We start from the raw sequence: 25,156 nt of genomic DNA, 5'->3' as shown, positions 1-25,156 counted from the left end.
ACCGGGCAGGCGGTCGCGACGGCCCATCTGCGTTCTACGACCGGCGCAGCTCCTTCAGCAGGAGGTCCTTCACCTCGGTGGCGTGGTAGCTCTCGCCGTCCCAGGGGCCGATCAGGACCGGGCCGTCCTCGGGTGAGTCGGGGAGGCGGCCGTGGCTGCCGCTGACCTGCTTCGGGTCCAACGGTACGACGGACATCTCGTAGCGGAAGCCCATCTTCTTGCGCAGGAGCGCCTTGGCGGCGACGGCCTTGCTGGTCATGAAGAGCTCGGCGGGGTCGTAGCCGGGCTTGCGGTGGATCTCGACCAGCTTGGCGAAGTCGGGGGCGCGGTCGTCGTCGAGCCAGTAGTAGTAGGTGAACCAGGCGTCGGGCTCGGCCACGGCGACCAGTTCCCCGGCTCGTTCGTGGTCGAGGCCGTACTTCTCCTTGCCGGCCTGGTCGAGCACCTCGTCGACGCCGTCGAGGCCCGCGATCAGGTCGCGGACGCGCGGGATGTCGGCGGAGTCGCGCACGTAGACGTGGGAGATCTGGTGGTCCGACACCGCGAAGGCGCGGCTGGTCCACGGGTCCAGATACTCCATGCCGACCTGGGTGTAGACCTCCAGGAGGCCCTCCCGCCGCAGGGCGCGGTTGATGTCCACGGCCTTCGAGGCGTTGGTGATGCCGTACTCCGACAGGATGACCGGGTTCTGGTCGAGCAGCGGGACCAGGGCCTGGTCGACGGCCTTGGCGGCGGCGATCGCCTGCTGCGAGTCGGGGCCGAAGCGCTGGAGGTCGTAGTCGAGGTGCGGGATGTAGACCATCGTCAGGTCGGGCTTCTCATCGTCGATGAGCTTCCGGGTGGCGCCGATGATCCAGTTCGACGAGGTGATGCCGGCGTTCGGGCCCCAGTAGGTGAACAGGGGGAACTCCCCGAGGGAACCGGTGAGCCTGTCGTGCCACTCCGGGGGGCGGACGTACGCGTCGGGTGACTTGGCTCCGTCGGCGTGGTAGATCGGGCGGGGGGTCACCACGAAGTCGGAGTTGGTGCCCATGGCGTACCACCAGCAGATGTTGGCGGTCTTCAGGTCCCGGGTGACGTCCCAGATCTGCTCGCCCTGGATGAGGGCGTTGTGCTGGCGCCACAGGAAGACCTCGCCGAGGTCGCGGAAGTACCAGCCGTTGCCGACGATGCCGTGGTCGCGGGGCATCGCGCCGGTCACGATGGAGGCCTGCACCGAGCAGGTCACCGCGGGCAGCACCGGCTTGAGAGCGGCGGCGTTGCCCAGCTTCGACACGTTGGGCATGTGGGCGAGCAGGCGCGGGGTGAGCCCGACCACGTTGATAACGAGCATGGTTTTATCGCAATCCTCTGAGGAAATTGATGGACCTCTGGGCGACCGCCGGGGCGGCGTGGCTATGCCGGGCCAGCTCGACCGCGATCATCCCGTCGAATTCGCGCAGCTCCGCCAGAACGGGCGCGAAATCGATCTCTCCGTCGCCGAACTCCAGATGTTCGTGGACACCTCGCCGCATGTCCTCGATCTGGACGTGTACCAGGTAGGGCGACGCCCGCCGGACGCACTCGGCGACCGGCCAGGGCTCCAGGCACTGACAGTGCCCGATGTCGAGGGTCAGCCCGAACCTCTCGGGCTCCCCCAGCCGCTTGCGCAGCCGCTCATAGGAGGCCAGGTCGTCGACGAGCATGCCGGGCTCGGGTTCGAACCCGAGCACCACGTCGTGCTCCTCGGCGTAGGCCAGCAGGGTTTCGCAGTGGGCCGTCAGCCGGTCCCACGCGAGGTCGTCGGGGACCTCTTCCGGGCGGATGCCGCTCCAGAAGTGGACGACCGGGGCGCCGAGGTCGGCCGCGACCTCGATGGCCCGCCGTGTGTAGGCCAGGCGCGGCGCGGCGTCCTCGTGGAGGAACGTCGGGTAGTGCTTGCGGAACCGGTCGAGGGTGTAGCGGCCGCCCGTCTCGACGACGACCGACAGGCCGAGCCGTCCGAGACGAGTCGCGACCCGGCTGACCTCGTCGAACGTCGGGTCGGCGCCCAGGTGGCCGTGGTCGAGGGTGAGCGCGACGCCGGTGTATCCCAGGTCGGCGAGCACGGTGAACGCGTCGTCCAGGGAGTGGTCGCGGAAGCCGTTGGAGCAGTAACCGAAGTTCATGCGGTCGACATCTTGGACGAGAGCCAGCGCCCGATCGGCAGCGCCGCCACCAGGCCCAGCGCGCTGCGGGTCTTGCCGCCCCCGGCCACTGCCGCCGCCTGGAGGGGCACGAAGCCCATGATCGAGGCCCGCACGGCCTGCCGCACCTGCTCGGGGTCGGGCTTGCCGCGCAGCGCCAGCGTCGCCTTGCCGCCACTGGCGGCGTAGCCCGCGATGAGGGCGGCCGCGGTGGCCTTGTCGACGGCCGAGCCCGCGCCCCTGGCGACCGAGACGGCCGCCAGGCCCGTGGCGGCGGCCGTACAGGCGAGAGCGCCCCGGACCGTGGCCGGGTCGGCCCCGGACACCTCGGCGCGGCCGAGGATGCTGATGCCGTAGGTGTGCGCGCCGACGGCGAAGGCCATCGGGGTGACCTTGCCGGCGCCGAGCATCACGTCGAGCGTGCGGCAGGCGGCCATCGAGGCGGGACCGGCCGGGGTGTGCTTCAGGCCCATGTCGTACGCCCACACCGCCGCCCCCAGCAGGGAGGCGATGGCGAAGCCCTTCTTGCCACCCGCGACGGCCGCGACGGTGATCCCGGCGCCGGTGAGCCCGGCGGCGATGCCGAGGGCCTGGTTCGCCGAGATCCGCCCCGAGGGGATGGGCCGCTCGGGACGCTCGATCGCGTCGATGTCCCGGTCGGCCCAGTCGTTCAGCGCCATTCCGGCCCAGTAGAGCAGCACCGAGGCCGCGGCCAGGGCAGGGGTTCCGCTGCGCCCGGCGAGCGTGGCGCCCGCCATGGTGTCACCGGGGACAGAGAGGGTGGCGGGGGCACGCACCAGTTCGAGTGCCGCCTTCAACCCGATTCGACTCATTACGGCTTCCGATCACTTACAAGCTAGATGATCGGATGTTTCCAGACTTTTCGTCCGGAAGCGAGTCCTTGACCTGCATCCGGGGAGATATGCGTACTTAGGGAACTCGATGTAGCCGCGGCTCGTCCCCCTGATGAGGGGGTGGCGATGGCGAAGGCATCATGGGCTCGACGGCTGCGGTTCGCGCTCATCATGGTGTGGCTGGTACCGGTGGCCGCCGTCGAACATGTCCTGATCCGGCTCGGCCTCCGGCCGGGTCTGCCCGTCCCGGTGCGCCATCCCGACGGGTCGATGACGGTTCACGGGATCATGCACGGCTTCCCGGTGCCGGAAGATGCGTTCTCGCACCATGGATGGGTGCCCGGACTCCTGACGGTCCACCGGGACCGGGTGACGCACCAGCCCTTCAGCGCCGACGACGTGTTCTCGTTTCCCCGTGAAGGCATGGTCGTCACCGTCGACTGGCCCGGTCAGGGCGTGCTCAAGCGCGGGGCCAGCGCCCGCATCAGGGTCGAACTGCCCGACGGGCGGGTGTTCCGGATCAACCTCCGGGCCGCGTACAAGGAAGTCGTCGAAGACCTGGCGGGCCGCCCGCTCGGGAGGCGGGCGGCCGGAGGTTAGGCGACGGTGGCCGGCGCCTCGGTCTTCGCCGGGGCGTTCTCCGGGAAGTGGCAGGCCACCGCGTGACCGGGGGCCAGCTCCGCCAGGGGCGGCTCGGTGGTCTTGCAGACCTCCTGGGCCTTCCAGCAGCGCGTGTGGAAGCGGCAGGCGGGCGGCGGGTTCAGCGGCGAGGGCACGTCGCCCGTCAGGCGGATGCGCTCGCGGCCCTCGCGCTGGCGCGTGTCGGGGATCGGGACCGCCGAGAGCAGGGCGTTGGTGTACGGGTGCATGGGCGAGGCGTACAGGTCCTTGCGCTCGGCCACTTCGACGATCTTGCCGAGGTACATGACCGCGACCCGGTCGGAGATGTGCCGCACGACCGACAGGTCGTGGGCGATCACCACGTAGGTCAGGTCGAGCTCGTTCTGCAGGTCTTCCAGCAGGTTGACGACCTGGGCCTGGATCGACACGTCCAGAGCCGACACCGGCTCGTCGGCGATGATCAGCTTGGGCTTCAGGGCGAGCGTGCGGGCGATGCCGATGCGCTGCCGCTGGCCGCCGGAGAACTCGTGCGGATAGCGGTTGTAGTGCTCGGGGTTGAGACCGACCAGTTCCAGGATCTCCTGTACGGCCTTCTTCGTCCCGTGCTCGGTCTCGATGCCCTGGATCCGGAACGGCGCCCCGACGATGGCCCCGACGGTGTGCCGGGGGTTCAGCGAGCTGTACGGGTCCTGGAAGATCATCTGCATGTCACGCCGGAGCGGGCGCAGCTTGCCCTGCTTCATGTGGGTGATGTCGTGACCCTGGAAGGTGATCTGCCCGCCGGTCGGCTCGATCAGCCGGGTGATCAGACGGCCCGTGGTGGTCTTGCCGCACCCCGACTCGCCGACCAGGCCCAGCGTCTCGCCCTTGCGCACGTCGAAGCTGATGCCGTCGACCGCCTTGACCGCGCCGACCTGGGTCTTGAACAGGCCCTTGGTGACCGGGAAGTGCTTCTCCAGCCCCTGGACGGACAGGATGGTTTCGGTCATCAGGACTCCAGCTTCGGCTTGATCTCGGTGGCCCAGATGTCCCGCCGTTCCTCCCGGGAGAGGTGACAGCGCACCAGGTGGCCTCCCTCGGTCTCGACCAGGTCGGGCACCAGCGTGCGGCCCTTGCCGCCGTTGCGCGGCTCGAAGGCGCAGCGCGGGTGGAAGGCGCAGCCGGACGGCACGTTGATGAGCGAGGGCGGGGTGCCCTTGATCGGCAGCAGCCGCTCGGTCACCTCACGGTCGAGGCGGGGCATGGACCCCAGTAGACCCCAGGTGTACGGGTGCTCGGGCCGCTCGAAGATGTCGTCGGCGGCGCCGTACTCGATGCACTTGCCGCCGTACATGACCAGGATGTCGTCGGACAGTTCGGCGACCACGCCCAGGTCGTGGGTGATGATGATCAGCGCGGCGTTGAAATCGCGCTGCAGGTCCCGCATCAGGTCGAGGATCTGGGCCTGGACGGTCACGTCGAGCGCGGTGGTCGGCTCGTCGGCGATCAGCAGCTCGGGGTCGCACGACAGGGACATCGCGATCATCGCGCGCTGGCGCATGCCGCCGGAGAACTCGTGCGGGTAGCTGTCGACGCGGCGGTCGGGCTGCGGGATGCCGACCCGGCCGAGCATGTCGATCGCGTGCTTCTTGGCGACCTTCTTGGAGACCTTGTTGTGGATCCGGTAGGCCTCGATGATCTGGTCCCCCACCGTGTAGTAGGGGTGCATCGCCGACAGCGGGTCCTGGAAGATCATCGACATCTTCTTGCCGCGCAGCGACCGGACGTGCTCGGGGGAGGCGGAGACGAGTTCCTCGCCGTCGAGCCAGACCTCACCGGAGATCTTGGCCCGGCCGCCCTTGTGCAGGCCCAGGATGCCGAGCGAGGTGACGCTCTTGCCCGAGCCCGACTCGCCCACGATGCCGAGTGTCTTGCCGCGTTCGAGGTCGAACGACAGGCCGTCGACCGACTTGACCAGACCGTCGTCGGTCGGGAAGTGGATCTTCAGATCCTTGAGCTGGAGGAAGGTCATGACAGCCGCACCCTCGGGTCCACGACCGCGTAGAGCAGGTCGACGATGAGGTTGGCCACGACGATGAAGAACGCGGCCAGCATGGTGAAGCCCATGATCTTGGGCAGGTCCTGGGCCGCGATGGCGGTGGTGGCGTACTTGCCGAGGCCCTGGAGGGAGAAGGCGTTCTCCGTCAGGATCGCGCCGCCGATCAGGATGCCGACGTCGAGGCCGAAGATGGTGACGATCGGGGTCAGCGCCGCTCTCAGGCCGTGCTTCCCGATGACCACGCGTTCCTTCAGGCCCTTGGCTCTGGCCGTGCGTATGTAGTCCTCACCCATCGTGTCGAGCATGCCGGCACGGGTGAGCCGGGCGTAGGCCGCCGCGTTCAGGAACGCCAGGGTGAGCCACGGCAGGATCAGGCTGTAGGCCCATTGGACGGGGTCCTCCGACAACGGCACGTAGGCGCCGCCCGGGGCGGTGATGCCCAGACCGTACGAGAGGATCGACAGCGCCACCAGACCGGTGAAGAACGGTGGCAGCGAGACGCCCGCCAAGGCGATGATCATCGCTCCCCGGTCGAAGATCGAGCCTCTGCGCAGCGCCGACAGCACGCCGACCGAGACGCCGACGATCAGCCAGATGATGGACGCGCCCGCCGCCAGAGAGAGCGTCACGGGTAGTCGGTCCATCAGGTCCGGCCAGACCGGTTGCTTGGTGACGAAGGAGTAGCCGAAGCAGGGGGCGGGACAGAACTCGACGCCCGAGCCGTAGTCGTAGTCGGCACCGACGAAGATGCCCTTCACCCATCGGCCGTACTGGACCACGACGGGGTCGTGCAGCCCGAGTTTCTCCGCGACGGCGACCACGGTCTCGGCGGTGGCCGCCCGGCCGACGTAGCGGTTGGCGATGTCGTCGGCCGTGACGCCCGCCAGGCGGGGCACCACGAAGAAGATCGAGAAAGTGACCGCGCTGACAATGAACAGCATGGCCAGGGCGCCGATCAGGCGCCTGATGATATAGGTGACCACTGTCCCCCCTCGGCAAAGGGGGCCGGTCCGGCCGGACCGGCCCCCTGCCTGCCGAACTAAGGCCGGATTACTGGACGCCGAGCGCCAGGTAGTCGTACATGTCGAAGGCGCCGGTGATGAACTGGTTCGTCACACCCTTGCCTCGGATGAGCAGACCCTTGGCGTAGACGGCCGGGAGGACGTAGGCGCCCTCCATGACCTTCTGGTCGGCCTGGCCCCAGATCGCGTCACGCGCGGCGGTGTCCTGCTCGGCGAACGCCTGGTCGACGAGGGCGTCGACCGCGGGGTCCTTGATCGAGAGGTTGTAGTTGCCGGCCTCACGGATGGTGCGGCTGTCGATGATCTGGGACAGGAAGCCGAAGCCGTCGTTCCAGTCGGCGCCCCAGCCGTTGGTGGCGAGGCCGATGCCGTTGGCCTTGGTGTAGGCGGGCTTGCCGGCGTAGGCGGTGAAGTACTCCGAGGTCGGGAAACCCTTCAGGGTCAGCTTGATGCCGACCTTGGCGAGCGCCTGCTGCATCGACTCGGCCGCCGCGACCTCCTTGGGACGGTCGGCGCGGAAGGTCATCGTGGTCTCGAAGCCGTTGGGCTGGCCGCAGGCGGTCAGCGCCTCCTTGGCCTTGGCCTCGTCGCCCGAAGCGGTCGGGAAGAGGTCGAGCTTCTTCCAGCCGCCGATGCTCGGGGGCATCAGCGAGGTGGCGATGTCACCGGCGAGCTGACCGCCGTAGGCGTTCTGCAGGCCGACGCGGTCGGAGGCGAGGATGACGGCCTTGCGGCACTCGATGTTGTCGAGCGGCGGGACGTCGCCGAGGATCGAGATGTACCAGGTACGCGCCGCGACCGGGTTGTCGGCCCGCTCCTTCAGCTCCGGCGTGGTCTGGATCGTGCCGAGGGCGGCCGGCTGCACACCGCTGCCCGCGATGTCGACGTGCAGGTCGCCGGCGATGATCCGGTTGTCGAGGTCGTTGCCCTCGACGCCCAGGGAGATCTCGTACTTGTCCGGGAGCGCCTTGCGCACCGGGTCGGTCGCCTGGTCCCACTGCTCGTTGCGGACCAGCGTGTAGGTCTTGCCGGCCTCGACGGTCTCGAACTTGTACGGACCGGACGCGATCACGTGGTCGCGGTACTTGATGCCGGTGTCCTTGGCCTGCGGGACCGGCACGGTGGCCGGGAGCGCGGCGAAGTTGTCGAAACCGGCGTACGGCTTGTTCAGGTGGAAGACGATCGTCGAGTCGTCCGGGGTCTCGATCGCCGAGTCGGTGTTGACGTCGGGCGTCGTGTAGACCGACTCGAAGTCCTTCGGCAGGTCCAGCCAGTCGTTGAAGTAGGTCGGGCCGTTGACGAAGGTCTTCTTGTCAAGCTGGCGGAGCACCGCGTACTTCACGTCCTTGGACGTGATCGGGGAGCCGTCCTCGAACTTCAGCCCGGCGCGGAGCTTGTAGGTCCAGGTCTTGCCCTCGTCGCTCATCTGACCGAGGCTCTCGGCCAGGTCGGGAACGAGCTCGCGGCCCTTGGCGCCGGGAGCGGGGTTGTAGGTCACCAGCGGGCGTCCGTAGATGCGCAGCAGGTTCCACGACATGCCGTAGTAGGTGTCACCGGGGTCCACCGAGTCCCAGTCCTCGGTGACGGCCATCTTGAGCGTGCCGCCCTTCTTGTCCGAAGGGTTGGTCACGTTCTCGAGGCCGGCGTTGAAGCCCGCCGCGCCGGCCGCGGCCGGCGCGGAGGTGCCGCCGCCCTCGGCTGCCGGAGTTTCGGTTCCGCCGCCGCCACAGGCCGACAGGGCCAAGGCGAGGACGGCACCGGCGGCCGAGACGACCAGTGCTTTCTTCTTCATTCGTAAACCCCTTGTAGGTAGGAGCCGGGGGGAACAGGGATGAAAAGCTCAGCGACCCGCACGCGGGTCGAGCGCGTCGCGCAGGCCGTCACCGAAGAGGTTGAAGGCGAGCACGGTGATGAAGATCGCCATGCCGGGGAAGAACATGAAGTGCGGCACGGTGTAGTACTTCGTGGCCGCCGCGAGCATGCCGCCCCAGGTCGCCGTGGGCGGCTGGATGCCGACCCCGAGGAACGACAGCGCGGCCTCGAACAGCACGTTGGTCGGGATCAGCAGCGTCGCGTAGATCAGGATCGGCGCGATCAGGTTCGGCAGGATCTCCCTGAACAGGATGTACGGCCCCCGCGCGCCCAGGCTTCGCGACGCGTCGACGAACTCGCGCTCGCGCAGCGACAGGGTCTGCCCGCGGATGATGCGGCCGATGTAGCCCCAGTTGAAGAAGCCGATGACGAAGATCAGCAGCAGGATGCGGAGCGTGTCGCCCTGCACCTTGAGCTGGGTCTCGAACTGGCCGAGCACGCCCACCAGCGCCATGGCGAAGACCAGGACGGGGAAGGCGAGGAAGACGTCCATGAGCCGGCTGATGATCGTGTCGACCCAGCCGCCGAAGTAGCCGGCGATGATGCCCATGGTGGTGCCGATGACCACCGACAGCAGGGTGGCGAAGAACGCGATGAGCAGGGAGATGCGGGCGCCGTAGACGACCCGGCTGAACAGGTCGCGGCCGTTGAGCGGCTCGACTCCGAACAGGTAGTCCCAGCTGATGCCCGTGCCGCCCTTGGGCGTCATCGTCATCGTGTCGATCATGTCCTGGTTGAACTGGTTCGGCGGATGGCCGAACCAGCCGACGATCAGCGGCGCGAAGACGGCGACGATGATCAGGAAGATGATGACACCGGCCCCGGTGAGGGCGACCTTGTCACGCTTGAGGCGCATCCAGGCGATCTGTCCGAGGGACCGCCCCTGGATCGCCTTCGCGCCCGCTCCCTCGGCAACGGACTCCGGCGTGGCTTTCAAATCGCCACCGGAGACGTCAAGTGGTGCGGTCATGCGTTGGGCCCCCTGGGTTCCAGACGACGTTGTGCCGACGGGAGCACGACACGTCCGGAGCGCTCCCATGTGGATCCGACCCACACGGTGAGCGGGTCTCGTCGGCAGAATCTATGTGCTGATCTGCGTAAACAAGACCCAGTAGGCGCTATGTGGCCCAACTGTGATTCACGCGAAACTCATTCGTGTTGATCTTGAAGAATATGTCGGAGTCCCGTTTCGGTTCTGTCGCGGAACTGTGACATTGCACTGATGGGTAACTTAGGTCTCGCCATGCGAGATTTCCCGAGTCGGGCTCAGCTGATGCCGCGCTTCTTCAAGATGTCTTCGATGTCGGAGAAGTCATCACTTTTTGCCTCGACTGGCTGAGCCGCCGGCCGGGCCATCGGCTTGGTGACGTCGGCCGGTTTCGCGGCCGGGGTCGCGGGCGCGGGCTCCTTCTTCCCGGTCCGGGCCTTGCGCCCGACCCGGAGGGTACGGCCCCGCAGCACCCCCGACACCAGGAACAAGATCACGGACAGCCCCGCCAGCGCAACCCCCGCCCACACGCTCGGCGAGAGCACCAGCCCGGTCACGAAGCCGACCACCGCGCTCACGATGTTCCAGATCGTCTGCAGCGCGTTCGTCAGATAGGCCGCCAGCGGCAACAGCGCCCACGCGGTCGCCCGCAGCCCCGCCGCCGCCCCCCGGCGCCGGAACGCGAGGAAAGCGAACGCCACTCCGACGGCGGTCAGCGCCGCGCACAGCGGCAGCCACGCGATGTCGTTAAAGGTCATGCCGGCCCCCTCGGGTTCTCTACGGCAGATTCACAGCGCCTGATTTCCATCCTGTCACGTGGGTCTCCGGCGCGTGCTCCTCCCTGAGGAGGGCGCGACCCCTAGGCAGTACCCCGGGTTAGCCCTGGGTGACCGTGGGGTTCACTCGGATCCGCCCGAGCCGCCGGATTCCTAACGTCGGAGGCATGTGGCCATTCATGGGGCGTACGGCCGAACGTGATCAGATCAGGGCGGCGGCCCGCGACGGCGGCGGGGTGCTGGTGACCGGCCCGGCCGGGTCCGGCCGCACCCGCCTGCTCACCGAGGCGCTGGCGCCGTTCTCCTTCCTTCTTGTCCGGGCCCGCGCGGCGGACGTACCGTTCGGGGCCTTCGCCCACCTGCTGCCCGGACCCGCCTGCACCCCGGTCAACCCGGTGTACTGGGCCGCCCGCGCCCTCGGGCCGATCCCGCCGGTGCTGGCCGTCGACGACGTCCACCTGCTCGACCCCAGCTCGGCCGCGTTGATCGCCCACCTGGCCGAGCACCACGGGACCACGCCGATCCTCACGGCCGGGGCGGGGGCCCCGCTGCCGGAGCCGATCGCGGCCCTGTGGCGCGACGGCGCGCTGACCCGGATCGACCTGTCCCCGCTCACCGTCCGCGAGACCGGCGGCCTGCTGGCCGCCGCCCTGGGCGGCCCGGCCGAGATCGCGACCGTACGCCGCCTCCACCACACCACCGGCGGCAACCCGCGCCTGATCACCGAGCTGCTGCCGGGCACCGCGATGATCCGGGACGGCGGCGTCTGGCGGTGGGACGGCGAGCTGACCCTGCCGCCCCGGCTGCGCCAGCTCCTGGAGGCCGAGCTGGCCGGGCTGACCCCGGCCGAGACCACGGTGATCGAACTGGTCGCTCTGACCGAGCCGGTCGACCTGGACGTGTTACTGGGCCTGGCCGACCAGGCGGCCGTCGCCCTGCTGGAGCGCCGGGGCCTGATCACCGTCCTGCGCGACACCTCTCCCCCGCGGGTACGGCTGGCCTGCCCCCTGCACGCCCATGTGGTGCGGGACCGGGCCACCGCGCTGGGCGTCCGCGACGGGCTCGCGCTGCTCGGCGGGGCCTCTCCCCGCGTCGAGGGGCTGAGCGCCCGGGAGGCCGAGGTCGCCCGGCTGGCCTCCTGGAACCTGACCAACCGGGAGATCGCCGACTGGCTGGTGCTGTCGCCGCGTACGGTCGCCAACCACCTGTGCCGGGTCTACACGAAGCTGGGCGTCAACAACCGGGCCGACCTGGCGCCGTTGCTGGCGGCCTAGACAGCGGCCTGGACGAGGGTGCGGATGAAGGGCAGATCGACGTCGAGCAGCGACTCGACGACCGTGCGGCGGGAGGCGGCGGGGATCGGCACCAGGTTGGGGACCGCGACCACGTAGCAGCCGGCGGCGGTGGCGGCGGCCACGCCGTTCGGCGAGTCCTCGAAGACGACGGCGTGGTGCGGGTCGACGCCCAGCAGGCGCAGCGCCATCTGGTAGGGCTCCGGGTCGGGTTTGGTGCGGGTCACGTCGTCGGCGGTGACGATCACGTCGAAGTGATGGCGGCCGATCGAGGCGAGCACGGCGTCGGCCATCGGCTTCAGCGACGCCGTGACCAGCGCGATCGGCACACCCGCGGCCTTGACCTGGGTGAGGAGTTCGAGGGCGCCGGGCAGCGGCTCGACGCCGGATTCCAACCGGGTCAGCATGCCGTCGAGGAGCCAGCCGGCCACCACGTCGTGGGGGACGTCTGCGCCGGTCAGGCCGAGCATGTAGGAGACGGTGGTCTCCCACGAGCCGCCGACCATGCGTTCCTGGTGCTCGGGGCTCCATTGGCCGCCGAGCCGATCGACGACCTCGGCCTCGACGAGGCCCCACACCTTCTCGGTGTCGACCAGCAGGCCGTCCATGTCGAAAAGTACGGCGTGCAGTGTTTCAGACATTGAAGTTTCGGCCTCGGGGAGCAGTCGGGGTGTCCGGGAAAGCTTATCGGTGGCCATGGATAACGCTCGGGGGCGCACTGCAACTAGGCTGGCCCCACGACTATGTGAGGAGGCGGCTTGATCGAGCTCGAAGGGCTCCCTGAGCTCGTCGACCCGGTGCTGATCGCCGCGTTCGAAGGCTGGAACGATGCGGGTGAGGCGTCGAGCGCGGTACTCGCTCACCTGGAGGCCGAGTGGAAGGCCACCCCCCTGGTGGAGCTCGACCCGGAGGACTATTACGACTTCCAGGTCACCCGGCCCATCGTGGAGCTGGGCGAGGGCATGACCCGGTCGATCACCTGGCCCACCACCCGCCTGCTGGTGGCCCGCCCGCCGGGGGCCAAGCGTGACGTCGTCCTGCTGCGCGGCATCGAGCCCAACATGCGCTGGCGCACCTTCTGCCAGGAGATCGTCGGGCTCTGCCACGAACTGGGCATCGAGCTGGCCCTCCTCCTGGGCGCCCTGCTGAACGACTCCCCCCACACCCGCCCGGTGCCCATCGTGGGCTCGGTCAGCGACCCCGGCCTGGCCCGGGTGCTCAACCTCGACCTCACCAAATACGAGGGCCCGACCGGCATCATCGGCGTCCTCCAGCACACCCTCGGCCTGTCCGGCATGCAGACGATCTCGCTGTGGGCCTCGGTGCCCCACTACGTCGCCCAGCCGCCCAACCCGAAGGCGACCCTGGCCCTGCTGCGCCGGGTCGAAGACCTCCTCGACATCCCGATGCCCTACGGCGACCTGCCGGAAGAGGCCCGCGCCTGGGAGACCGGCGTCGACGAACTGGCCGCCCAAGACTCCGAGGTGGCCGAATACGTCAAGGAGCTCGAGGAGCGCAAAGACGCGGCCGACCTGCCCGAGGCGAGCGGTGACGCGATCGCGGCGGAGTTCGAGCGCTACCTGCGGCGGCGCGACCGAGGGACCGACGGCTGACCTCGGATTGAGGCGCAGGTCAGCGGTGGCAGACTGAGGTTCATGGCGGAGTGGCCCGCGCTGAGCGCGCGACGGTTCGAGACCTACGTCCGCTGGTCCACCTACGTCGCGGTCTCCACCCCGATCGCCACCCTCCTCTCCGGATTCACCGGCACCGGCCGCACCCACCGCTTCGCGATCCTCGTGCTGACGTTCGCCCTCGTGGCCGGGAACATCCTCGTCAGCCGGTGGAGCTTCGGCCACCTCGGCGGGAGCGCCAAGCGGCTCCCGGTTTCCGGGGTGATCGCTTGGGGGCTCGTGCTCGTGGCGCTCGTCGCCTTCGCCTTCACCCTCCCGGTGCCGTTGACGGGCGTGACGATCGCGACGGCGGCCGGGTCGGTCGCGGCGAGCTTCGTGCCCGTGCTCGACGCACGGCGGACGCTCTGTCTCAACGTGGCGATCTTCGTGCCGGCCGTTCCGCTGGCGGCCGTCGCCGACCTGCCGCTGCTGCTCGTCGGGGCGGTCGTGGTCAGCGTCACCCTGTGGGCCGTTTGGTCGAGCGTGTGGCTGCTGCGGGTCCTGCGTGAGCTGCAGAGCGCCCACGAGGACCGCGCCGCCCTGGCGCTCGCGACCGAGCGGCTGCGCATCTCGCGCGACCTCCACGACGTGTTCGGCCGCACCCTCGCCGCGATCGCGGTCAAGAGCGAACTCGCGTCCGAGCTCGTCCGGCGGGGCGACGCCGAGCGGGCCGCCACCGAGCTCGCGGGGGTGCGGCGGCTCGCCGACGAGGCCGGAGGCGAGGTCCGCCGCGTCGTACGGGGCGAGCTCCGGGCGACCTGGGAGGGCGAGGTGTCGGGCGCGCGGTCCCTGCTCGGCTCGGCCGGCATCCGCTGCACGGTGAGCGGCGACCCGGTGCCCGAGGAGTGCGCCGAGGCGCTCGCGTGGGTCGTCCGCGAGGGGGTCACCAACGTGCTGCGCCACTCGGCGGCGACGCTCGTCACGCTCGCGACGAAGAAGACGGACGGCGAGGTCCTCCTCACCATCGCGAACGACCGGGCCGACGCGGAGTCCCCCGGCCACGAACCCGACCACGACACGGGCACGCGCACCGGCACCGGGCTGCGGGCGATGTCCGAGCGCATCCAGGCGCTCGGCGGTCACATCACCACTCGCCGCGACGGCGACCGGTTCCTGCTCGAGGCCGCACTCCCCCTCCCGGCGGGAGAACGAGCATGAGCCGCGTCCTGGGCCAGACAACGGTCCCGCTCCCGGCGGGAGAACGAGCCGTGAGCCACATCTTGGGCGAGACTGCGGTCCCGCCCGAGGCGGGAGACCGGGCATGATCCGCTTCTTTTTCGAGGTCGCGGTCCCGCTCCAGGCAGGAGGCCCGGCGTGATCCGGATTCTGGTCGCCGACGACGAACATCTCATCCGTGACGCCGTCGCCGGGCTGCTCGACCTCAACGACGACTTCGAGGTCGTCGGGCAGGCGGCGTCGGGTGACGAGGCCATCGCGACGGCGCTGCGGGTCCGGCCCGATGTGGCGCTGCTCGATCTGCAGATGCCCGGTCCCGACGGCATCGAGGTGGCCCGGCGGCTCGCGGCCGAGCTGCCCGGGTGCGGGTGCGTCATCGTGACCTCCCACGGGCGGCCGGGCTATCTGAAGTCGGCGCTCTCGGCGGGGGTGCGCGGGTTCCTGCCGAAGACCACGTCGGCGCGTGATCTCGCGCAGGCCGTCAGGAAGGTCGCCTCGGGCGGGCGGCACGTCGATCCGGAGCTCGCGGCCGAGGCGATCAGCGCGGGCGACTCGCCGCTCACCCCGCGTGAGACCGACGTGCTCGCCCTCGCCCGCGACGGCGCGCCCGTCGAGGAGATCGCGCGGCGGGTCTCGCTCTCCCGGGGGACCGTGCGGAACTACCTCACCGCCGCCATCGCCAAGCTCGGCGCCGCCAATCGCCATGAGGCCGTCCGCATCGCGGCCGAACGCGGCTGGATCTGACGGGCGCACCCCACTCGCCGAGCGGCGCGGCGAGGCGGAGTCGGATCTGGTGGGTCTTATGGCAAATGTCATGCCGCTGACGTGTGGATCGCGCGGGTTCTCATGAACGACGGCACTGCCGGGCCGGCAGGCTCCGGACCAGGCTGAAGGCATGCAATCCAGTTCCTCTGCGATCTTCCACGACACGGCTCGGCGACGCCGCGGGCCGCGACCGGTTCCGCGTGGCGTGCCCTATCACCTCGTGCTCGTCGGCGAGAAGCGCCGCGTCGGGCGTGGCATTCTGGCGCTCCTCCTGCTCATCGTCGGGCTGTTCGCCTTCGGCGGGGTCATCACCGCCGTCGGCGCCGCGATCGACGAGTCGATGGGGCGGAGCAACCCGATCTCGGGCGGCACCGACTTCACCGCGATCTACCACGGCGCGAACACCCTCTCGATCGCGCTGCTGATCCCGTGGAGCATGCTCATCCAGCGCTGGCTGTACGGGGTGAGAGGGGCGTCCCTGAGCTCGGTGCTGTCGGTGTTCAGGCCGGCGGTGTTCGGCCGGGCGGCGCTGACGCTCGTGCCCGTCTGGCTGCTCTACATGACCCTGTTCTACGTGCTGACCCCGTACACGGAAGGGACGTGGACCTTCGCCGACTCGGTCGGCGTCTTCGCCGTCACGGTCGTGCTGTCGCCGCTGCAGTCGGCGGGCGAGGAGTACGGCTACCGGGGGCTGGCGTTCCGGGTGGCGGCGAGCTGGGGGCGCGGTCCCCGGACGGCGATGGTCCTCGGCCTGGGCGTGTCGAGTGTGCTGTTCGCGGCCATCCACATGTCCACCGACCCGTGGCTGAACCTTTACTACCTCACGCTCGGGGTCACCTTCGGCCTGATGACGTGGCGCACGGGCGGGCTGGAGACCTCGGCCGTCATCCACGGCGCCAACAACGCGCTCGTCTACCTCTTCATCCTGGCCACGCACGCCGACCCGCTCGCGGGGTCGGACCGTTCGGCGGGCGTCGGGTCGATGATCTTCCTCATCCCCTGCGCCCTGCTGGTCGCGGTCACCGCCGTCATCTGGATGGGCACCCGGCGCACCGGGCCCGCCTTGACGCCGGGAGCTTGACACCGTGAGGATTCATCCGGCGGAAACCGGATGCTCAGTTTCCGCCCACTTCAGCGCCCTAATGAGGTAATAATAAGCGCTTCCTTCCTCGCAAGCGTCTTCTGTGGACTGCGCACACAAGGGCGAAAATGGTAACTCCCTCTTCACAACCGCACCATTCCTCTCAGGAGACCCGTCGGCGTGTTCTCGACATGGCGATGCGGATGAAAACCGGCGCTCCCGCTCTCGGTGAACCGATCGGCACGGCCACCCCTCAGATCCGGGGCACCACCCCGGCTCAGGCCGTGGAGACCTTCCTGGCACTGCTGCAGGACCGGCTGCCGGGCTGGCTCAGGCTGTTGCACGAGCTGCGTCCGGGTCACGGCGACGTGGCCGGGAACCTGCGGCCGGTGGCCCTGGCCGGGATCCACTACTACACGGAGATCCAGGCCGCCGCGCTGCCGGCGTTCGTGTCGCCGGTGCTCACGGTCCGGTTCCGGCAGGCCATGCGCGACTCGGAGCTCGGGCCCGAGGGCGAGGTGCTGCCGCTGGCGGCATACCTGGCCGCCGAGCAGGAGCTCGGGCGGGTCAGGGCCGACGTGCACCCCGAGTCCAGCGCCCGGCTGCTGCTGGCCGGCTGCTTCCGGCACGCCTATTACGAGATCTTCACCGGCGCCGACTCCGAACCCTCGCGGCCCGAAGCGGCCGCCGCGATCGTCCGGGAGCTCCGGCTGGACCCCTGAATCGCGCCCTGAATCGCCCCGTGAATCGCCGTGTCGTAGCGGTGCCACACCAGCTCGGCCAGGTCGTCGTCGACGCCCAGCGGGGCGCTGACCACGTCGGCGCCGCTTTCCACCAGGCGGGTGTGGAACAGGCCGGGGGCCAGCAGGTAGGAGGCCACGACCGTCCGGGGGGCGGGGCCTCGTCTCACCATGTCCAGCGCGTGGGCGATCCCCGGCTCGCCGCAGGACGCGAAAGCGGCGGTGACGGGGCGCGAGAGACGTACAGAAAGAAGGCGGGCGGCCGCGCGCACGGCGGCGAGGGCGGCCGGGTCGGACGAGCCGGCGGCGCCCAGGATCACCGCGTCGCCGGAGCGGAGCCCGGCGGTGGCCAGGCGCCGGGTCAGCACCGAGGTGAGCAGCGGGTGCGGGCCCAGCGGGCCCGCGACGACCGCGTCGGGACGCACCCGCGCGATCACCTCGGGCAGGTCGATGTGGACGTGGTAGCCGCCCGCTAGGAGCAGCGGCACCACCACGACCGGGCCCGTCACCTCGGTGAGCACCCGTTCCAGCGGCGGGTCGCTCAGCTCCAGGAAGGCGAGTTCGGCCGTGACTCCCGGCCGGAGCCGCCGCACCCGCGCGGCCAGGCCGGCCAGGACGGTGTCCCATTCCGCGCTGCGCGCGCCGTGGGCCGCCATGACGAGAGTCGTCACACCCGTCTTCACACCTTTCTTCACCCGTCGTCCCGCTCGCAGGCGAGCCGGTAGCCGCGCTTGACGACCGTCTCGACGATGCCGCCGGGGCCCAGGGCCCGGCGCAGCCGGGTGATGGCCATCTCGACGGCGTGCTCGGCCGAGTCGCGGGAGGGGCCGCCGGGCAGCACGACCCGCAGGTCGGAGCGGGCCACGACGTGCCCCGGCCGGTCGGCGAGCCGCTTCAGCACCGCCATCGGCGCCGGCGGCAGCGGCTTGAGGTCGCCGTCGACGACCACCGCGTGACCCCGGATCTCCAGCTCGTGGCCGCCGGCGGTGAGCCGGGTGACGCTCTTCTCCGGCAGGTGCCGGGCCAGTGTGCGGGCCAGCGAACCGAGCCGGGACCGATCGGGCTGGATCACCGGCACGCCCTTGGAGACCAGCGGCTGCGCCGTGACCGGCCCGACGCAGGCCGCCACCACCGGTCCGCGGAAGGCGGCCAGCAGTGCCTCCTCCAGCCCGTCGGCGCGGGCCGCGTTGAGCATGGCCTGCACCGCCGGGGCGCTGGTGAACGCCACCGCGTCGATCGCGCCGGAGGCGACCTGGCTGACCAGGCGGCGCAGCGGCGAGGTGTCGCGGTAGGGCAGCCACTGGTAGACCGGCACCTCGACGACCTCCGCGCCGGCGGCGCGCAGGTCGGCGACGAAGCCGGTCAGCGGCTCGCCGTGCAGCTGGACCGCGATGCGGCGGCCGCGCAGGTCCTGCGCCAGCAGATGCCGCAGGACCTCCTCGCACGACTCGGTCGCGGGGGTCCAGTGGTCGGTCAGCCCGGCGGCCCGGACCGCGCCGCGCGCCTTGGGGCCGCGTGTGAGCAGCCGGGCGTCGGCCAGCCGGGCGGTCAGATGACTGGCCAGCCCCCAGCCCTCGGCCGCCGCCACCCAGCCCCGGAACCCGACGCCGGTGGTGACCACCACGTCGTCGACCGGGGCCGACAGGCACTCGCGGGTGGCCGCGAGCAGGTCGGCGTCCTCGGAGAGCGGCACGAGCCGGATCGCGGGCGCCCTCACCACGCGCGCGCCCCGGCGTTCGAGCAGCGCGGAGAACTCCTCGCGACGACGGGTGGCGGTGACACCGATGGTGAAACCGGCCAGCGCGTCCGGCGCGGTTTCTGGAGACAGCCCCTCGGCCACTGCGGCCAATTGTGCCTCTTCGAGCAGTGCGGTCATTTGACGCTCACCTCAACCATCCCCATGGTGACGCGAATCTGAAATGTCGGAATCACAGTCCCGGGATCGTCCAGGCAGACCCCGCTGACGAGCGAGAACACCTGTTTGTGCATCGGGGAGGCCACGGTCGGCTCCCCGTTCCTGGTGCCGACGATCCCCCGGGAAAGGACGAAGGCACCGCTGAAGGGGTCCTGGTTGCCGATGGCGTACAGGGCCCCGTCGTGGGCTTTGAAGACGGCCACCTGCTCGCCGGCGACCAGCGCGCAGGCGCCGCGCTCGGGCTGCAGGTCGGGAAGGGGGCACACGGGCGTCCAGGTCATCGGCTCGTCACCTGCAGAAGCTCGGGCTTGATCTGGTCGCGCTCGGTGGTGAAGCTGATCGAGGGGTCGGGCGTGCCCGGCGCGTTCACGAAGCTGACGAACCGGGACAGTTTCACCGGGTCGTCGAGGGTGGCGCGCCACTCGTCGGCGTAGGTGACGACGTGGGCGGCCATCTGGGCGTCGAGGTCGGCGCAGATGCCCAGCACGTCGTCGACGAGGATCTCGCGGAGCCGTTCGAGGCCGCCGTCGAGTTCCTGCAGCCAGGCGGCGGTGCGCTGGAGGCGGTCGGCGGTGCGGACGTAGAACATCAGGAACCGGTCGATCGTGCGGATCAGGGTCTCGGTGTCGACGTCCTGGACCAGCAGGTCGGCGTGGCGGGGGGTGAAGCCGCCGTTGCCGCCGACGTAGAGGTTCCAGCCCTTCTCGGTGGCGATGATCCCGAAGTCCTTCGACCGGGCCTCGGCGCACTCGCGGGCGCAGCCGCTGACCGCCGACTTGAGCTTGTGCGGCGCCCGCAGGCCCCGATAGCGCAACTCCAGGTCGATGGCCATGGTCACCGCGTCCTGTACGCCGTAGCGGCACCAGGTGGAGCCGACGCACGACTTCACCGTGCGCAGGGCCTTGCCGTAGGCGTGTCCCGACTCGAACCCGGCGTCGACCAGGCGCCGCCAGATGCGGGGCAGCTCTTCGACGCGGGCGCCGAAAAGGTCGATGCGCTGGCCTCCAGTGATCTTGGTGTACAGGCCGAAGTCGCGGGCGACCTCGCCGATCACGATCAGTTTCTCTGGGGTGATCTCGCCCCCGGGAATCCGGGGCACGATCGAGTATGTCCCATTTCTTTGTAGGTTAGCTAGGAAATGGTCATTGGTGTCCTGAAGGGCGGCCTGTTCGCCCTCGAGGACATGACCGTTGTTCAGCGAGGCGAGGATGGAGGCCACGACGGGCTTGCAGATGTCGCATCCCCGGCCGGTCCCGTGCTCGTCGATCAGCTGGGTGAACGTCGTGATGCCGCGCACCTGGACGATCTTGAACAGCTCCGCCCTGCTGTGCGCGAAGTGCTCGCACAGACCGGTGCCGGTGGCGACCCCCGACTCGGTGAGGATCTTCTTCAGCAGCGGCAGGCAGCTGCCGCAGGTGGTGCCGGCCCGGGTGCAGGACTTGACCCCGGCGACGTCGGTGAGGTCGTGCTTCTTGATCGCCTCGGTGACGTCGTTCTTGGTCACGCCGTTGCACGAGCAGACCGGCGCGTCGCCCGGCAGTTCCACCGCGACCGGGCTGAACAGCAGGTCGCTGGGGGCGGCGGGGAGCGCGGCGCCGACGAACGGACGCAGCGTGGCGTAGGGCGCGGCGTCGCCGACGCAGATGCCGCCGAGCAGGGTCGAGGCGTCGTCGCTGACGAACAGCTTCTTGTAGACCCCGGAGACCGGGTCGAGGTAGGTGACGTCGAGCGCGCCCGACATCGCGCCGAACTGGGCGACCTCGACACCGAGCAGTTTCAGCTTGGTCGACAGGTCGGCGCCGGTGAAGGCCGCCGCCCCGCCCATGATGCGGTCGGCGGCGGTCTCGGCCATCGTCATGCACGGCGCGACCAGGCCGTAGACCTGGCCCTCGTGCAGGGCGCACTCGCCGACGGCGTAGATCGCGGGGTCGCTGGTGCGCATGCCGTCGTCGACCACGATGCCGCCGCGCTCGCCCACGGCCAGACCGGCCGCGCGGGCCAGTTCGTCGCGGGGGCGGATGCCGGCGGAGAACACCACGACCTGGGCCTCGATGAGCGTGTCGGGTGTCCGCAGGCCGGTGACCTTCTCGTGCCCCTCGATGCCGAGCACGCCGGAGCTCGTGTGCACGGTCAGGCCGAGGGCCTCCACGTGCCTCTTCAGTACGGCGCCGCCGCCCTCGTCGACCTGGCGGGGCATCAGCCACGGGCTCATCTCGACGATGTGCGTCTCCAGGCCGAGCCCTCTCAGGGCGTCGGCCGCCTCCAGGCCGAGGAGGCCGCCGCCCACGACGACGCCCGTCGTGGCTCTGGCGGCGGAGGTCCTGATGGCGTCGAGGTCGTCGATGGTCCGGTAGACGTGGCAGCCGTCGAGCTCGCGTCCGGAGACGGGCGGCACGAACGGGGCCGAGCCGGTGGCCAGCACCAGCACGTCGTAGGGGATCGTGCCGTTGACCGTTTTGGCCTGCGGGTCGATCGACGTCGCCTTCACACCCTTGATTACCTCGACACCCGAAATTTCGGGATAGGCGAGGTCGCGGCCTTCCGTCAGGTACGACGTCAGCGCCACCCGGTCGTACGCGCCCCGGGGCTCCTCCCCCAGGATGGTGACCGTCCCGGTGAAGCCCTTGTCCGTGAGCGCCGAAGCCAGCCGGTGGGCGGTCGGACCGTTGCCAATGATGAGAACGCGGGTCATGCGCTCGCCCCTTCCTGCTCGCACAGCCACTCCACGAGTCCGCCGACCGTCTCGGCGCAACTCCCACATCCGGTGGTCGCCCGGGTCGCCGTCGCCACGGCGGCCACGTCACGGGCTCCGGCCTCCCAGCAGGCCCTGATCTGTCCCTTCGTCACGTTGTTGCAGCGGCAGACCTGGGCCGCGTCGGGCATGCGTACCGGACTGTCGGTGACCGGGGCCGCGCCGGACAGGGACGGGAACAGCAGCCCCGTCCGGTCGGTGGGCAGCGGGCCGCCCCGGTCGTAGAGCTGGGTGAGCGTGCCGACCACGGCCGGGTCGCCCACGAGGATGGCGCCGACCAGGCGGTCGTCGCGGATGACGAGCTTGCGGTAGGTGCCGCCGTGCCGGTGGGTGAACCGCACGATCTCGGCGTCGTCGTCGGTCAGGTGGGTCTCGCCCATCGCGGCCAGCTCGACGCTCTTGGCCTTGAGCCGGGTGACCAGGCGCGATCCCCGGTAGCGGGCCCGCTCGTCGGCGCCGGTGATCAGGTCGGCGACGATGGCGGCGTGCTCCCAGCAGGGCGCGACCAGGCCGTAGACCTGGCCGTCGTGCTGGGCGCACTCGCCGATGGCGAAGATCGCCGGGTCGTCGGTGCGCATCTCGTCGTCCACGACGATCCCGCGCTCGACGTGCAGGCCCGCGTCGTGCGCCAGCGCGGTGACCGGCCGGACACCGCAGGCCGCCACGACCAGGTCGGCCTCGACGTGGCCGCTGCTCAGCTCGACCTTGCCCTCGGTGATCCCGGTGACCACGACGCCGGTGAGGATCTCGACGCCCAGCCCTTCGAGGGTGTCGCCGAGCACCTGCGCGGCCTCACGGTCGAGCTGGCGGTCCATCAGGTGGCCCTTGACGTGGAGCAGCGTGACCGCCAGCCCGCGCCCGGCCAGGCCTCGGGCGGCCTCGATCCCGAGCAGCCCGCCGCCGATCACGACGGCCCGCCGCGCGGTCGACGCCGCCGCGAGGATGCGCTCGCAGTCGTCCATCGTGCGGAACGCGATGGCCCGTTCGGCCCCGGGCACCGCGGGGATCACCGGCCGGCTGCCGGTGGCCAGCACCAGCACGCTGTACGGCGTGCGCCGCCCGTCGGCCGTCATGACGCACCGGGTCTCCCGGTCGACCGCGACGACCTCACTGCCCAGGTGGGCGGTGACGTTGTGCTCGGCGTACCAGGTGGGGGCGTGCAACCGCACCTGGTCGGCCCGGGTGGTGCCGGCCAGCACGTTGGAGAGCAGCACCCGGTTGTACGGCGCCCGCTCCTCCGCACCGAAAACGGTGAGACGCGCCTTCTTGTCACGGGCGCGCACCTCGCTGACCAGGCGGGACCCGGCCATGCCGTTGCCCACCACGACGATGCCCCTCATCGGCCACCCCCGACGACGGCCAGATTGACCGCGCACACCTTGAACTCGGGCATGCGGGAGATCGGGTCGAGGGCCGGGTTGGTCAGCCGGTTGGGGCCCTCCCAGTGGAAGGGCAGGAAAACGGTGTCGGCCCGGATCGCCGTGCTGATCCGGGCCGTCGCCTCGAACACCCCCCGCCGTCCGGTGATCCTCACCAGGTCACCGGGCCGGACGCCGAGGTGGTCGGCGAGGTCGGGATGCAGTTCGAGGAAGGGCTCGGGGACCGCGTCGGACAGCTCGGCCACCCTGCGGGTCTGGGCGCCGCTCTGGTAGTGGGCCAGCAGGCGTCCGGTGGTCAGGTAGTAGGGGTAGTCGGCGTCGACGTCCTCGGCCGGGGGCCGGTGGTCGACGGGGACCATGCGGGCCCTGCCGTCGGGGGTCGGGAACCGGTCGAGGAAGATCCGGGGGGTGCCGGGGTGGTCGTCTGCGGGGCAGGGCCAGAAGACCCCGCCCTGGGCGGCGATCTTCTCGTACGTGATCCCCGAGTAGTCGGCCGGACCGCCCGCGCTGGCCCGGCGCAGCTCGTCGAACACGGTGCGGGGGTCGGCCGGGAACGAGCCGTCGCGGCCGAGCCGGTCGGCCAGCCCCGAGAGGATCTCCAGGTCGCTCCGCACCCCCGAGGGCGGAGCGACGGCACGGCGGCGCAGTAACACGCGCCCTTCGAGGTTGGTCATCGTGCCCGCCTCCTCGGCCCACTGGGCCGTGGGCAGGACGACGGTGGCCAGTTCGGCGGTGTCGGAGAGCACGATGTCGGCGACGACCAGCAGGTCGAGCGCCGCGAGCCGCCCGGTGATGTGCCCCGAGCGGGGCGCCGACACGACCGGGTTGGACCCGAACAGCAGCAGCCCCTTGGGCCCTTCAGGTGTGCCGAGGGCGTCGAGCAGCTCGTAGGCGGACCTCCCCGGGCCGGGCAGGTCGGCGGGGTCGACGCCCCAGACTGCGGCGACGTGGGCGCGCGCGGCCGGGTCGTCGATCTTGCGGTAGCCGGGGAGCTGGTCGGCCTTCTGGCCGTGCTCGCGGCCGCCCTGGCCGTTGCCCTGGCCGGTGACGCAGCCGTAGCCGGACCCGGCGCGGCCGGGCAGGCCGAGCGTGAGGGCCAGGTTGATGTAGGCGGTGACGGTGTCGGTGCCCTTGGCGTGCTGCTCGGCGCCGCGCCCGGTGAGGATGACGGCGTTGCCGGCCTCGGCGAGCATGGCCACGGCCCGGCGCATCAGGGACACCGGCACGCCGGTGACGCGTTCGGCGCGTTCGGGCCACCAGGCCGAGACGCTGTCGCGGACGGCCTCGAAGCCGGTGGTGCGCGCCTCGACGTAGTCGGCGGAGCAGTGGCCGTCGGCGATGGCGATGTGCAGCAGCGCGAGGGCCAGCGCCAGGTCGGTGCCCGGCGCGTTCTGGAGGTGCAGCGCGGCCAGGCGGGCGGTCGGGGTCTGGCGCGGGTCGACGACGATGAGCCCGGCCGGGTTCAGGTGGCGCACGAACGGCGGCATGGTCTCGGCGACGTTGCCGCCCGCCAGCAGCACCGCGCCGGCCTCGGCCAGGTCGGTGATCGGGAAGGGCAGGCCCCGGTCGAGGCCGAAGGCGCGGTTGGACGCGGCCGCCGCCGACGACATGCAGAACCGGCCGTTGTAGTCGATCTGGCTGGTGCGCAGCGCGACCCGGGCGAACTTGCCCAGCAGGTAGGCCTTCTCGTTGGTCAGCCCGCCGCCGCCGAAGACCGCGATCGCGTCGGGGCCGTGGACGTCCTGGATCCGGGCGATCCGGCTCGCGGCGTAACCGAGCGCCTCGTCCCAGCCGACCGGCTGACCGTGGAGGAGCGGGGTGGTCAGGCGGTGCGGCGAGCGGAGCAGGTCGCCGGCGGTCCAGCCCTTCTGGCACAGGCCGCCCTGGTTGGCCGGCACGTCGTCCCTGGGGGTGATCGTGCTGGTCGTGACGTGCATGCCGCACTGCAGGGCGCAGTACGGGCAGTGTGTGGCCGTCCCCTCGGGCAGCGGCGACATCACAGACGCCGGAGCGGAAAGTGAGAACGGCATGGGTCTGATGGTGCTTTCAG

The 25,156-nt window shown here is 70.5% G+C and carries 23 protein-coding genes; 7 read left to right on the top strand and 16 right to left on the bottom strand.

Annotated features, from left to right (window positions below; genetic code table 11):
* Positions 1-34: 34 nt before the first annotated feature.
* Genes AW272_RS22025 through AW272_RS22015 form a run of 3 tightly spaced genes read right to left on the bottom strand, consistent with a single transcriptional unit; the run spans position 35 to position 2,998 of the window.
* Complete coding sequence (locus AW272_RS22025; protein WP_066368351.1) at positions 35-1,333, bottom strand: alkaline phosphatase family protein; 1,299 nt, start codon at positions 1,331-1,333, stop codon at positions 35-37.
* Positions 1,334-1,337: 4 nt separating this feature from the next.
* Positions 1,338-2,147 (bottom strand): sugar phosphate isomerase/epimerase family protein, encoded by an 810-nt coding sequence (locus AW272_RS22020; protein WP_066368349.1) that lies wholly within the window; start codon positions 2,145-2,147, stop codon positions 1,338-1,340.
* The gene (locus AW272_RS22015) at positions 2,144-2,998 is read right to left on the bottom strand and encodes an SCO3242 family prenyltransferase (RefSeq protein ID WP_066368348.1); all 855 of its coding nucleotides are present in this window, start codon (positions 2,996-2,998) and stop codon (positions 2,144-2,146) included. The genes AW272_RS22020 and AW272_RS22015 overlap by 4 nt, the downstream gene beginning before the upstream one ends.
* 147 nt (positions 2,999-3,145) lie before the next feature.
* On the opposite strand from AW272_RS22015, the gene AW272_RS22010 reads away from it, so the two are divergent.
* Entirely contained in the window at positions 3,146-3,619 is a 474-nt protein-coding gene (locus tag AW272_RS22010; RefSeq protein ID WP_066368347.1) for a hypothetical protein, read from the top strand.
* Here AW272_RS22010 and AW272_RS22005 read toward each other — a convergent pair.
* The 6 genes from AW272_RS22005 to AW272_RS21980 all read right to left on the bottom strand — a co-directional run bounded on the left by AW272_RS22005 (position 3,616) and on the right by AW272_RS21980 (position 10,318).
* The gene (locus AW272_RS22005; RefSeq protein WP_066368345.1) at positions 3,616-4,629 is read right to left on the bottom strand and encodes an ABC transporter ATP-binding protein; all 1,014 of its coding nucleotides are present in this window, start codon (positions 4,627-4,629) and stop codon (positions 3,616-3,618) included. The genes AW272_RS22010 and AW272_RS22005 overlap by 4 nt on opposite strands.
* The gene (locus AW272_RS22000) at positions 4,629-5,651 is read right to left on the bottom strand and encodes an ABC transporter ATP-binding protein (protein WP_066368342.1); all 1,023 of its coding nucleotides are present in this window, start codon (positions 5,649-5,651) and stop codon (positions 4,629-4,631) included. The genes AW272_RS22005 and AW272_RS22000 overlap by 1 nt, the downstream gene beginning before the upstream one ends.
* The gene (locus AW272_RS21995) at positions 5,648-6,661 is read right to left on the bottom strand and encodes an ABC transporter permease (RefSeq protein ID WP_066368340.1); all 1,014 of its coding nucleotides are present in this window, start codon (positions 6,659-6,661) and stop codon (positions 5,648-5,650) included. The genes AW272_RS22000 and AW272_RS21995 overlap by 4 nt, the downstream gene beginning before the upstream one ends.
* Positions 6,662-6,728: 67 nt before the next feature.
* Positions 6,729-8,492, bottom strand: a complete 1,764-nt coding sequence (locus tag AW272_RS21990) for an ABC transporter substrate-binding protein (RefSeq protein ID WP_066368339.1) — start codon at positions 8,490-8,492, stop codon at positions 6,729-6,731.
* 48 nt (positions 8,493-8,540) lie between these two features.
* Complete coding sequence (locus AW272_RS21985; protein ID WP_066368337.1) at positions 8,541-9,542, bottom strand: ABC transporter permease; 1,002 nt, start codon at positions 9,540-9,542, stop codon at positions 8,541-8,543.
* Between the two features lie 296 nt (positions 9,543-9,838).
* Complete coding sequence (locus AW272_RS21980) at positions 9,839-10,318, bottom strand: cellulose synthase (protein WP_066368335.1); 480 nt, start codon at positions 10,316-10,318, stop codon at positions 9,839-9,841.
* Between the two features lie 185 nt (positions 10,319-10,503).
* On the opposite strand from AW272_RS21980, the gene AW272_RS21975 reads away from it, so the two are divergent.
* Positions 10,504-11,610 (top strand): helix-turn-helix transcriptional regulator, encoded by a 1,107-nt coding sequence (locus AW272_RS21975; RefSeq protein WP_157518704.1) that lies wholly within the window; start codon positions 10,504-10,506, stop codon positions 11,608-11,610.
* Here AW272_RS21975 and AW272_RS21970 read toward each other — a convergent pair.
* Complete coding sequence (locus AW272_RS21970; RefSeq protein WP_066368330.1) at positions 11,607-12,269, bottom strand: HAD family hydrolase; 663 nt, start codon at positions 12,267-12,269, stop codon at positions 11,607-11,609. The two genes, AW272_RS21975 and AW272_RS21970, sit on opposite strands and share 4 nt — an antisense overlap.
* 117 nt (positions 12,270-12,386) lie before the next feature.
* Here AW272_RS21970 and AW272_RS21965 point away from each other — a divergent pair, with 117 nt between their 5' ends.
* The 5 genes from AW272_RS21965 (at position 12,387) to AW272_RS21945 (ending at position 17,042) form a co-directional block, all read left to right on the top strand.
* Positions 12,387-13,241: a PAC2 family protein gene (locus AW272_RS21965; RefSeq protein WP_066368327.1), complete on the top strand. Its 855-nt coding sequence runs from the start codon at positions 12,387-12,389 to the stop codon at positions 13,239-13,241.
* Between the two features lie 42 nt (positions 13,242-13,283).
* Positions 13,284-14,456 (top strand): sensor histidine kinase, encoded by a 1,173-nt coding sequence (locus AW272_RS21960; RefSeq protein WP_066368324.1) that lies wholly within the window; start codon positions 13,284-13,286, stop codon positions 14,454-14,456.
* A 156-nt stretch (positions 14,457-14,612) separates the two neighbouring features.
* Complete coding sequence (locus tag AW272_RS21955) at positions 14,613-15,218, top strand: response regulator transcription factor (protein WP_066368323.1); 606 nt, start codon at positions 14,613-14,615, stop codon at positions 15,216-15,218.
* A gap of 226 nt (positions 15,219-15,444) precedes the next feature.
* Positions 15,445-16,320, top strand: a complete 876-nt coding sequence (locus AW272_RS21950) for a CPBP family intramembrane glutamic endopeptidase (RefSeq protein WP_066368321.1) — start codon at positions 15,445-15,447, stop codon at positions 16,318-16,320.
* Between the two features lie 203 nt (positions 16,321-16,523).
* Positions 16,524-17,042 carry a TetR/AcrR family transcriptional regulator gene (locus AW272_RS21945; RefSeq protein WP_157518703.1) on the top strand — a complete coding sequence of 173 codons (519 nt, stop codon included), beginning with the start codon at positions 16,524-16,526 and terminating at the stop codon, positions 17,040-17,042.
* Here AW272_RS21945 and AW272_RS21940 read toward each other — a convergent pair.
* The 6 genes from AW272_RS21940 to AW272_RS21915 are packed head-to-tail and all read right to left on the bottom strand — an operon-like array spanning position 16,955 to position 25,136.
* Positions 16,955-17,731 carry a sirohydrochlorin chelatase gene (locus tag AW272_RS21940; RefSeq protein ID WP_066368640.1) on the bottom strand — a complete coding sequence of 259 codons (777 nt, stop codon included), beginning with the start codon at positions 17,729-17,731 and terminating at the stop codon, positions 16,955-16,957. The genes AW272_RS21945 and AW272_RS21940 overlap by 88 nt on opposite strands.
* A gap of 20 nt (positions 17,732-17,751) precedes the next feature.
* Positions 17,752-18,936, bottom strand: a complete 1,185-nt coding sequence (locus AW272_RS21935; RefSeq protein ID WP_066368313.1) for a uroporphyrinogen-III synthase — start codon at positions 18,934-18,936, stop codon at positions 17,752-17,754.
* Positions 18,933-19,256 (bottom strand): nitrite reductase small subunit NirD, encoded by a 324-nt coding sequence (nirD, locus tag AW272_RS21930; protein WP_066368310.1) that lies wholly within the window; start codon positions 19,254-19,256, stop codon positions 18,933-18,935. The genes AW272_RS21935 and nirD overlap by 4 nt, the downstream gene beginning before the upstream one ends.
* Positions 19,253-21,667: a nitrite reductase large subunit NirB gene (gene nirB / locus AW272_RS21925; protein ID WP_066368308.1), complete on the bottom strand. Its 2,415-nt coding sequence runs from the start codon at positions 21,665-21,667 to the stop codon at positions 19,253-19,255. The genes nirD and nirB overlap by 4 nt, the downstream gene beginning before the upstream one ends.
* Complete coding sequence (locus AW272_RS21920; RefSeq protein ID WP_066368306.1) at positions 21,664-23,067, bottom strand: FAD-dependent oxidoreductase; 1,404 nt, start codon at positions 23,065-23,067, stop codon at positions 21,664-21,666. The genes nirB and AW272_RS21920 overlap by 4 nt, the downstream gene beginning before the upstream one ends.
* Positions 23,064-25,136 (bottom strand): molybdopterin oxidoreductase family protein, encoded by a 2,073-nt coding sequence (locus tag AW272_RS21915; protein ID WP_083958557.1) that lies wholly within the window; start codon positions 25,134-25,136, stop codon positions 23,064-23,066. Before AW272_RS21915 ends, AW272_RS21920 begins: the two co-directional genes overlap by 4 nt.
* Between the last annotated feature and the right edge of the window lie 20 nt (positions 25,137-25,156).

This window comes from Herbidospora mongoliensis (assembly GCF_001570545.1).
In the GTDB taxonomy this organism is placed as follows: domain Bacteria; phylum Actinomycetota; class Actinomycetes; order Streptosporangiales; family Streptosporangiaceae; genus Herbidospora; species Herbidospora mongoliensis.
This window is presented reverse-complemented; position numbering and strand designations above follow the sequence as displayed.

Excerpts from the sequence above, each read along its gene's own strand:
- AW272_RS22025 (WP_066368351.1), bottom strand. The coding sequence starts at position 1,333 with ATGCTCGTTATCAACGTGGTCGGGCTCACCCCGCGCCTGCTCGCCCAC.
- AW272_RS22020 (WP_066368349.1), bottom strand. The coding sequence starts at position 2,147 with ATGAACTTCGGTTACTGCTCCAACGGCTTCCGCGACCACTCCCTGGAC.
- AW272_RS22015 (WP_066368348.1), bottom strand. The coding sequence starts at position 2,998 with ATGAGTCGAATCGGGTTGAAGGCGGCACTCGAACTGGTGCGTGCCCCC.
- AW272_RS22010 (WP_066368347.1), top strand. The coding sequence starts at position 3,146 with ATGGCGAAGGCATCATGGGCTCGACGGCTGCGGTTCGCGCTCATCATG.
- AW272_RS22005 (WP_066368345.1), bottom strand. The coding sequence starts at position 4,629 with ATGACCGAAACCATCCTGTCCGTCCAGGGGCTGGAGAAGCACTTCCCG.
- AW272_RS22000 (WP_066368342.1), bottom strand. The coding sequence starts at position 5,651 with ATGACCTTCCTCCAGCTCAAGGATCTGAAGATCCACTTCCCGACCGAC.
- AW272_RS21990 (WP_066368339.1), bottom strand. The coding sequence starts at position 8,492 with ATGAAGAAGAAAGCACTGGTCGTCTCGGCCGCCGGTGCCGTCCTCGCC.
- AW272_RS21985 (WP_066368337.1), bottom strand. The coding sequence starts at position 9,542 with ATGACCGCACCACTTGACGTCTCCGGTGGCGATTTGAAAGCCACGCCG.
- AW272_RS21980 (WP_066368335.1), bottom strand. The coding sequence starts at position 10,318 with ATGACCTTTAACGACATCGCGTGGCTGCCGCTGTGCGCGGCGCTGACC.
- AW272_RS21975 (WP_157518704.1), top strand. The coding sequence starts at position 10,504 with ATGTGGCCATTCATGGGGCGTACGGCCGAACGTGATCAGATCAGGGCG.
- AW272_RS21970 (WP_066368330.1), bottom strand. The coding sequence starts at position 12,269 with ATGTCTGAAACACTGCACGCCGTACTTTTCGACATGGACGGCCTGCTG.
- AW272_RS21960 (WP_066368324.1), top strand. The coding sequence starts at position 13,284 with ATGGCGGAGTGGCCCGCGCTGAGCGCGCGACGGTTCGAGACCTACGTC.
- AW272_RS21945 (WP_157518703.1), top strand. The coding sequence starts at position 16,524 with ATGAAAACCGGCGCTCCCGCTCTCGGTGAACCGATCGGCACGGCCACC.
- AW272_RS21935 (WP_066368313.1), bottom strand. The coding sequence starts at position 18,936 with ATGACCGCACTGCTCGAAGAGGCACAATTGGCCGCAGTGGCCGAGGGG.
- nirD (WP_066368310.1), bottom strand. The coding sequence starts at position 19,256 with ATGACCTGGACGCCCGTGTGCCCCCTTCCCGACCTGCAGCCCGAGCGC.
- nirB (WP_066368308.1), bottom strand. The coding sequence starts at position 21,667 with ATGACCCGCGTTCTCATCATTGGCAACGGTCCGACCGCCCACCGGCTG.
- AW272_RS21920 (WP_066368306.1), bottom strand. The coding sequence starts at position 23,067 with ATGAGGGGCATCGTCGTGGTGGGCAACGGCATGGCCGGGTCCCGCCTG.
- AW272_RS21915 (WP_083958557.1), bottom strand. The coding sequence starts at position 25,136 with ATGCCGTTCTCACTTTCCGCTCCGGCGTCTGTGATGTCGCCGCTGCCC.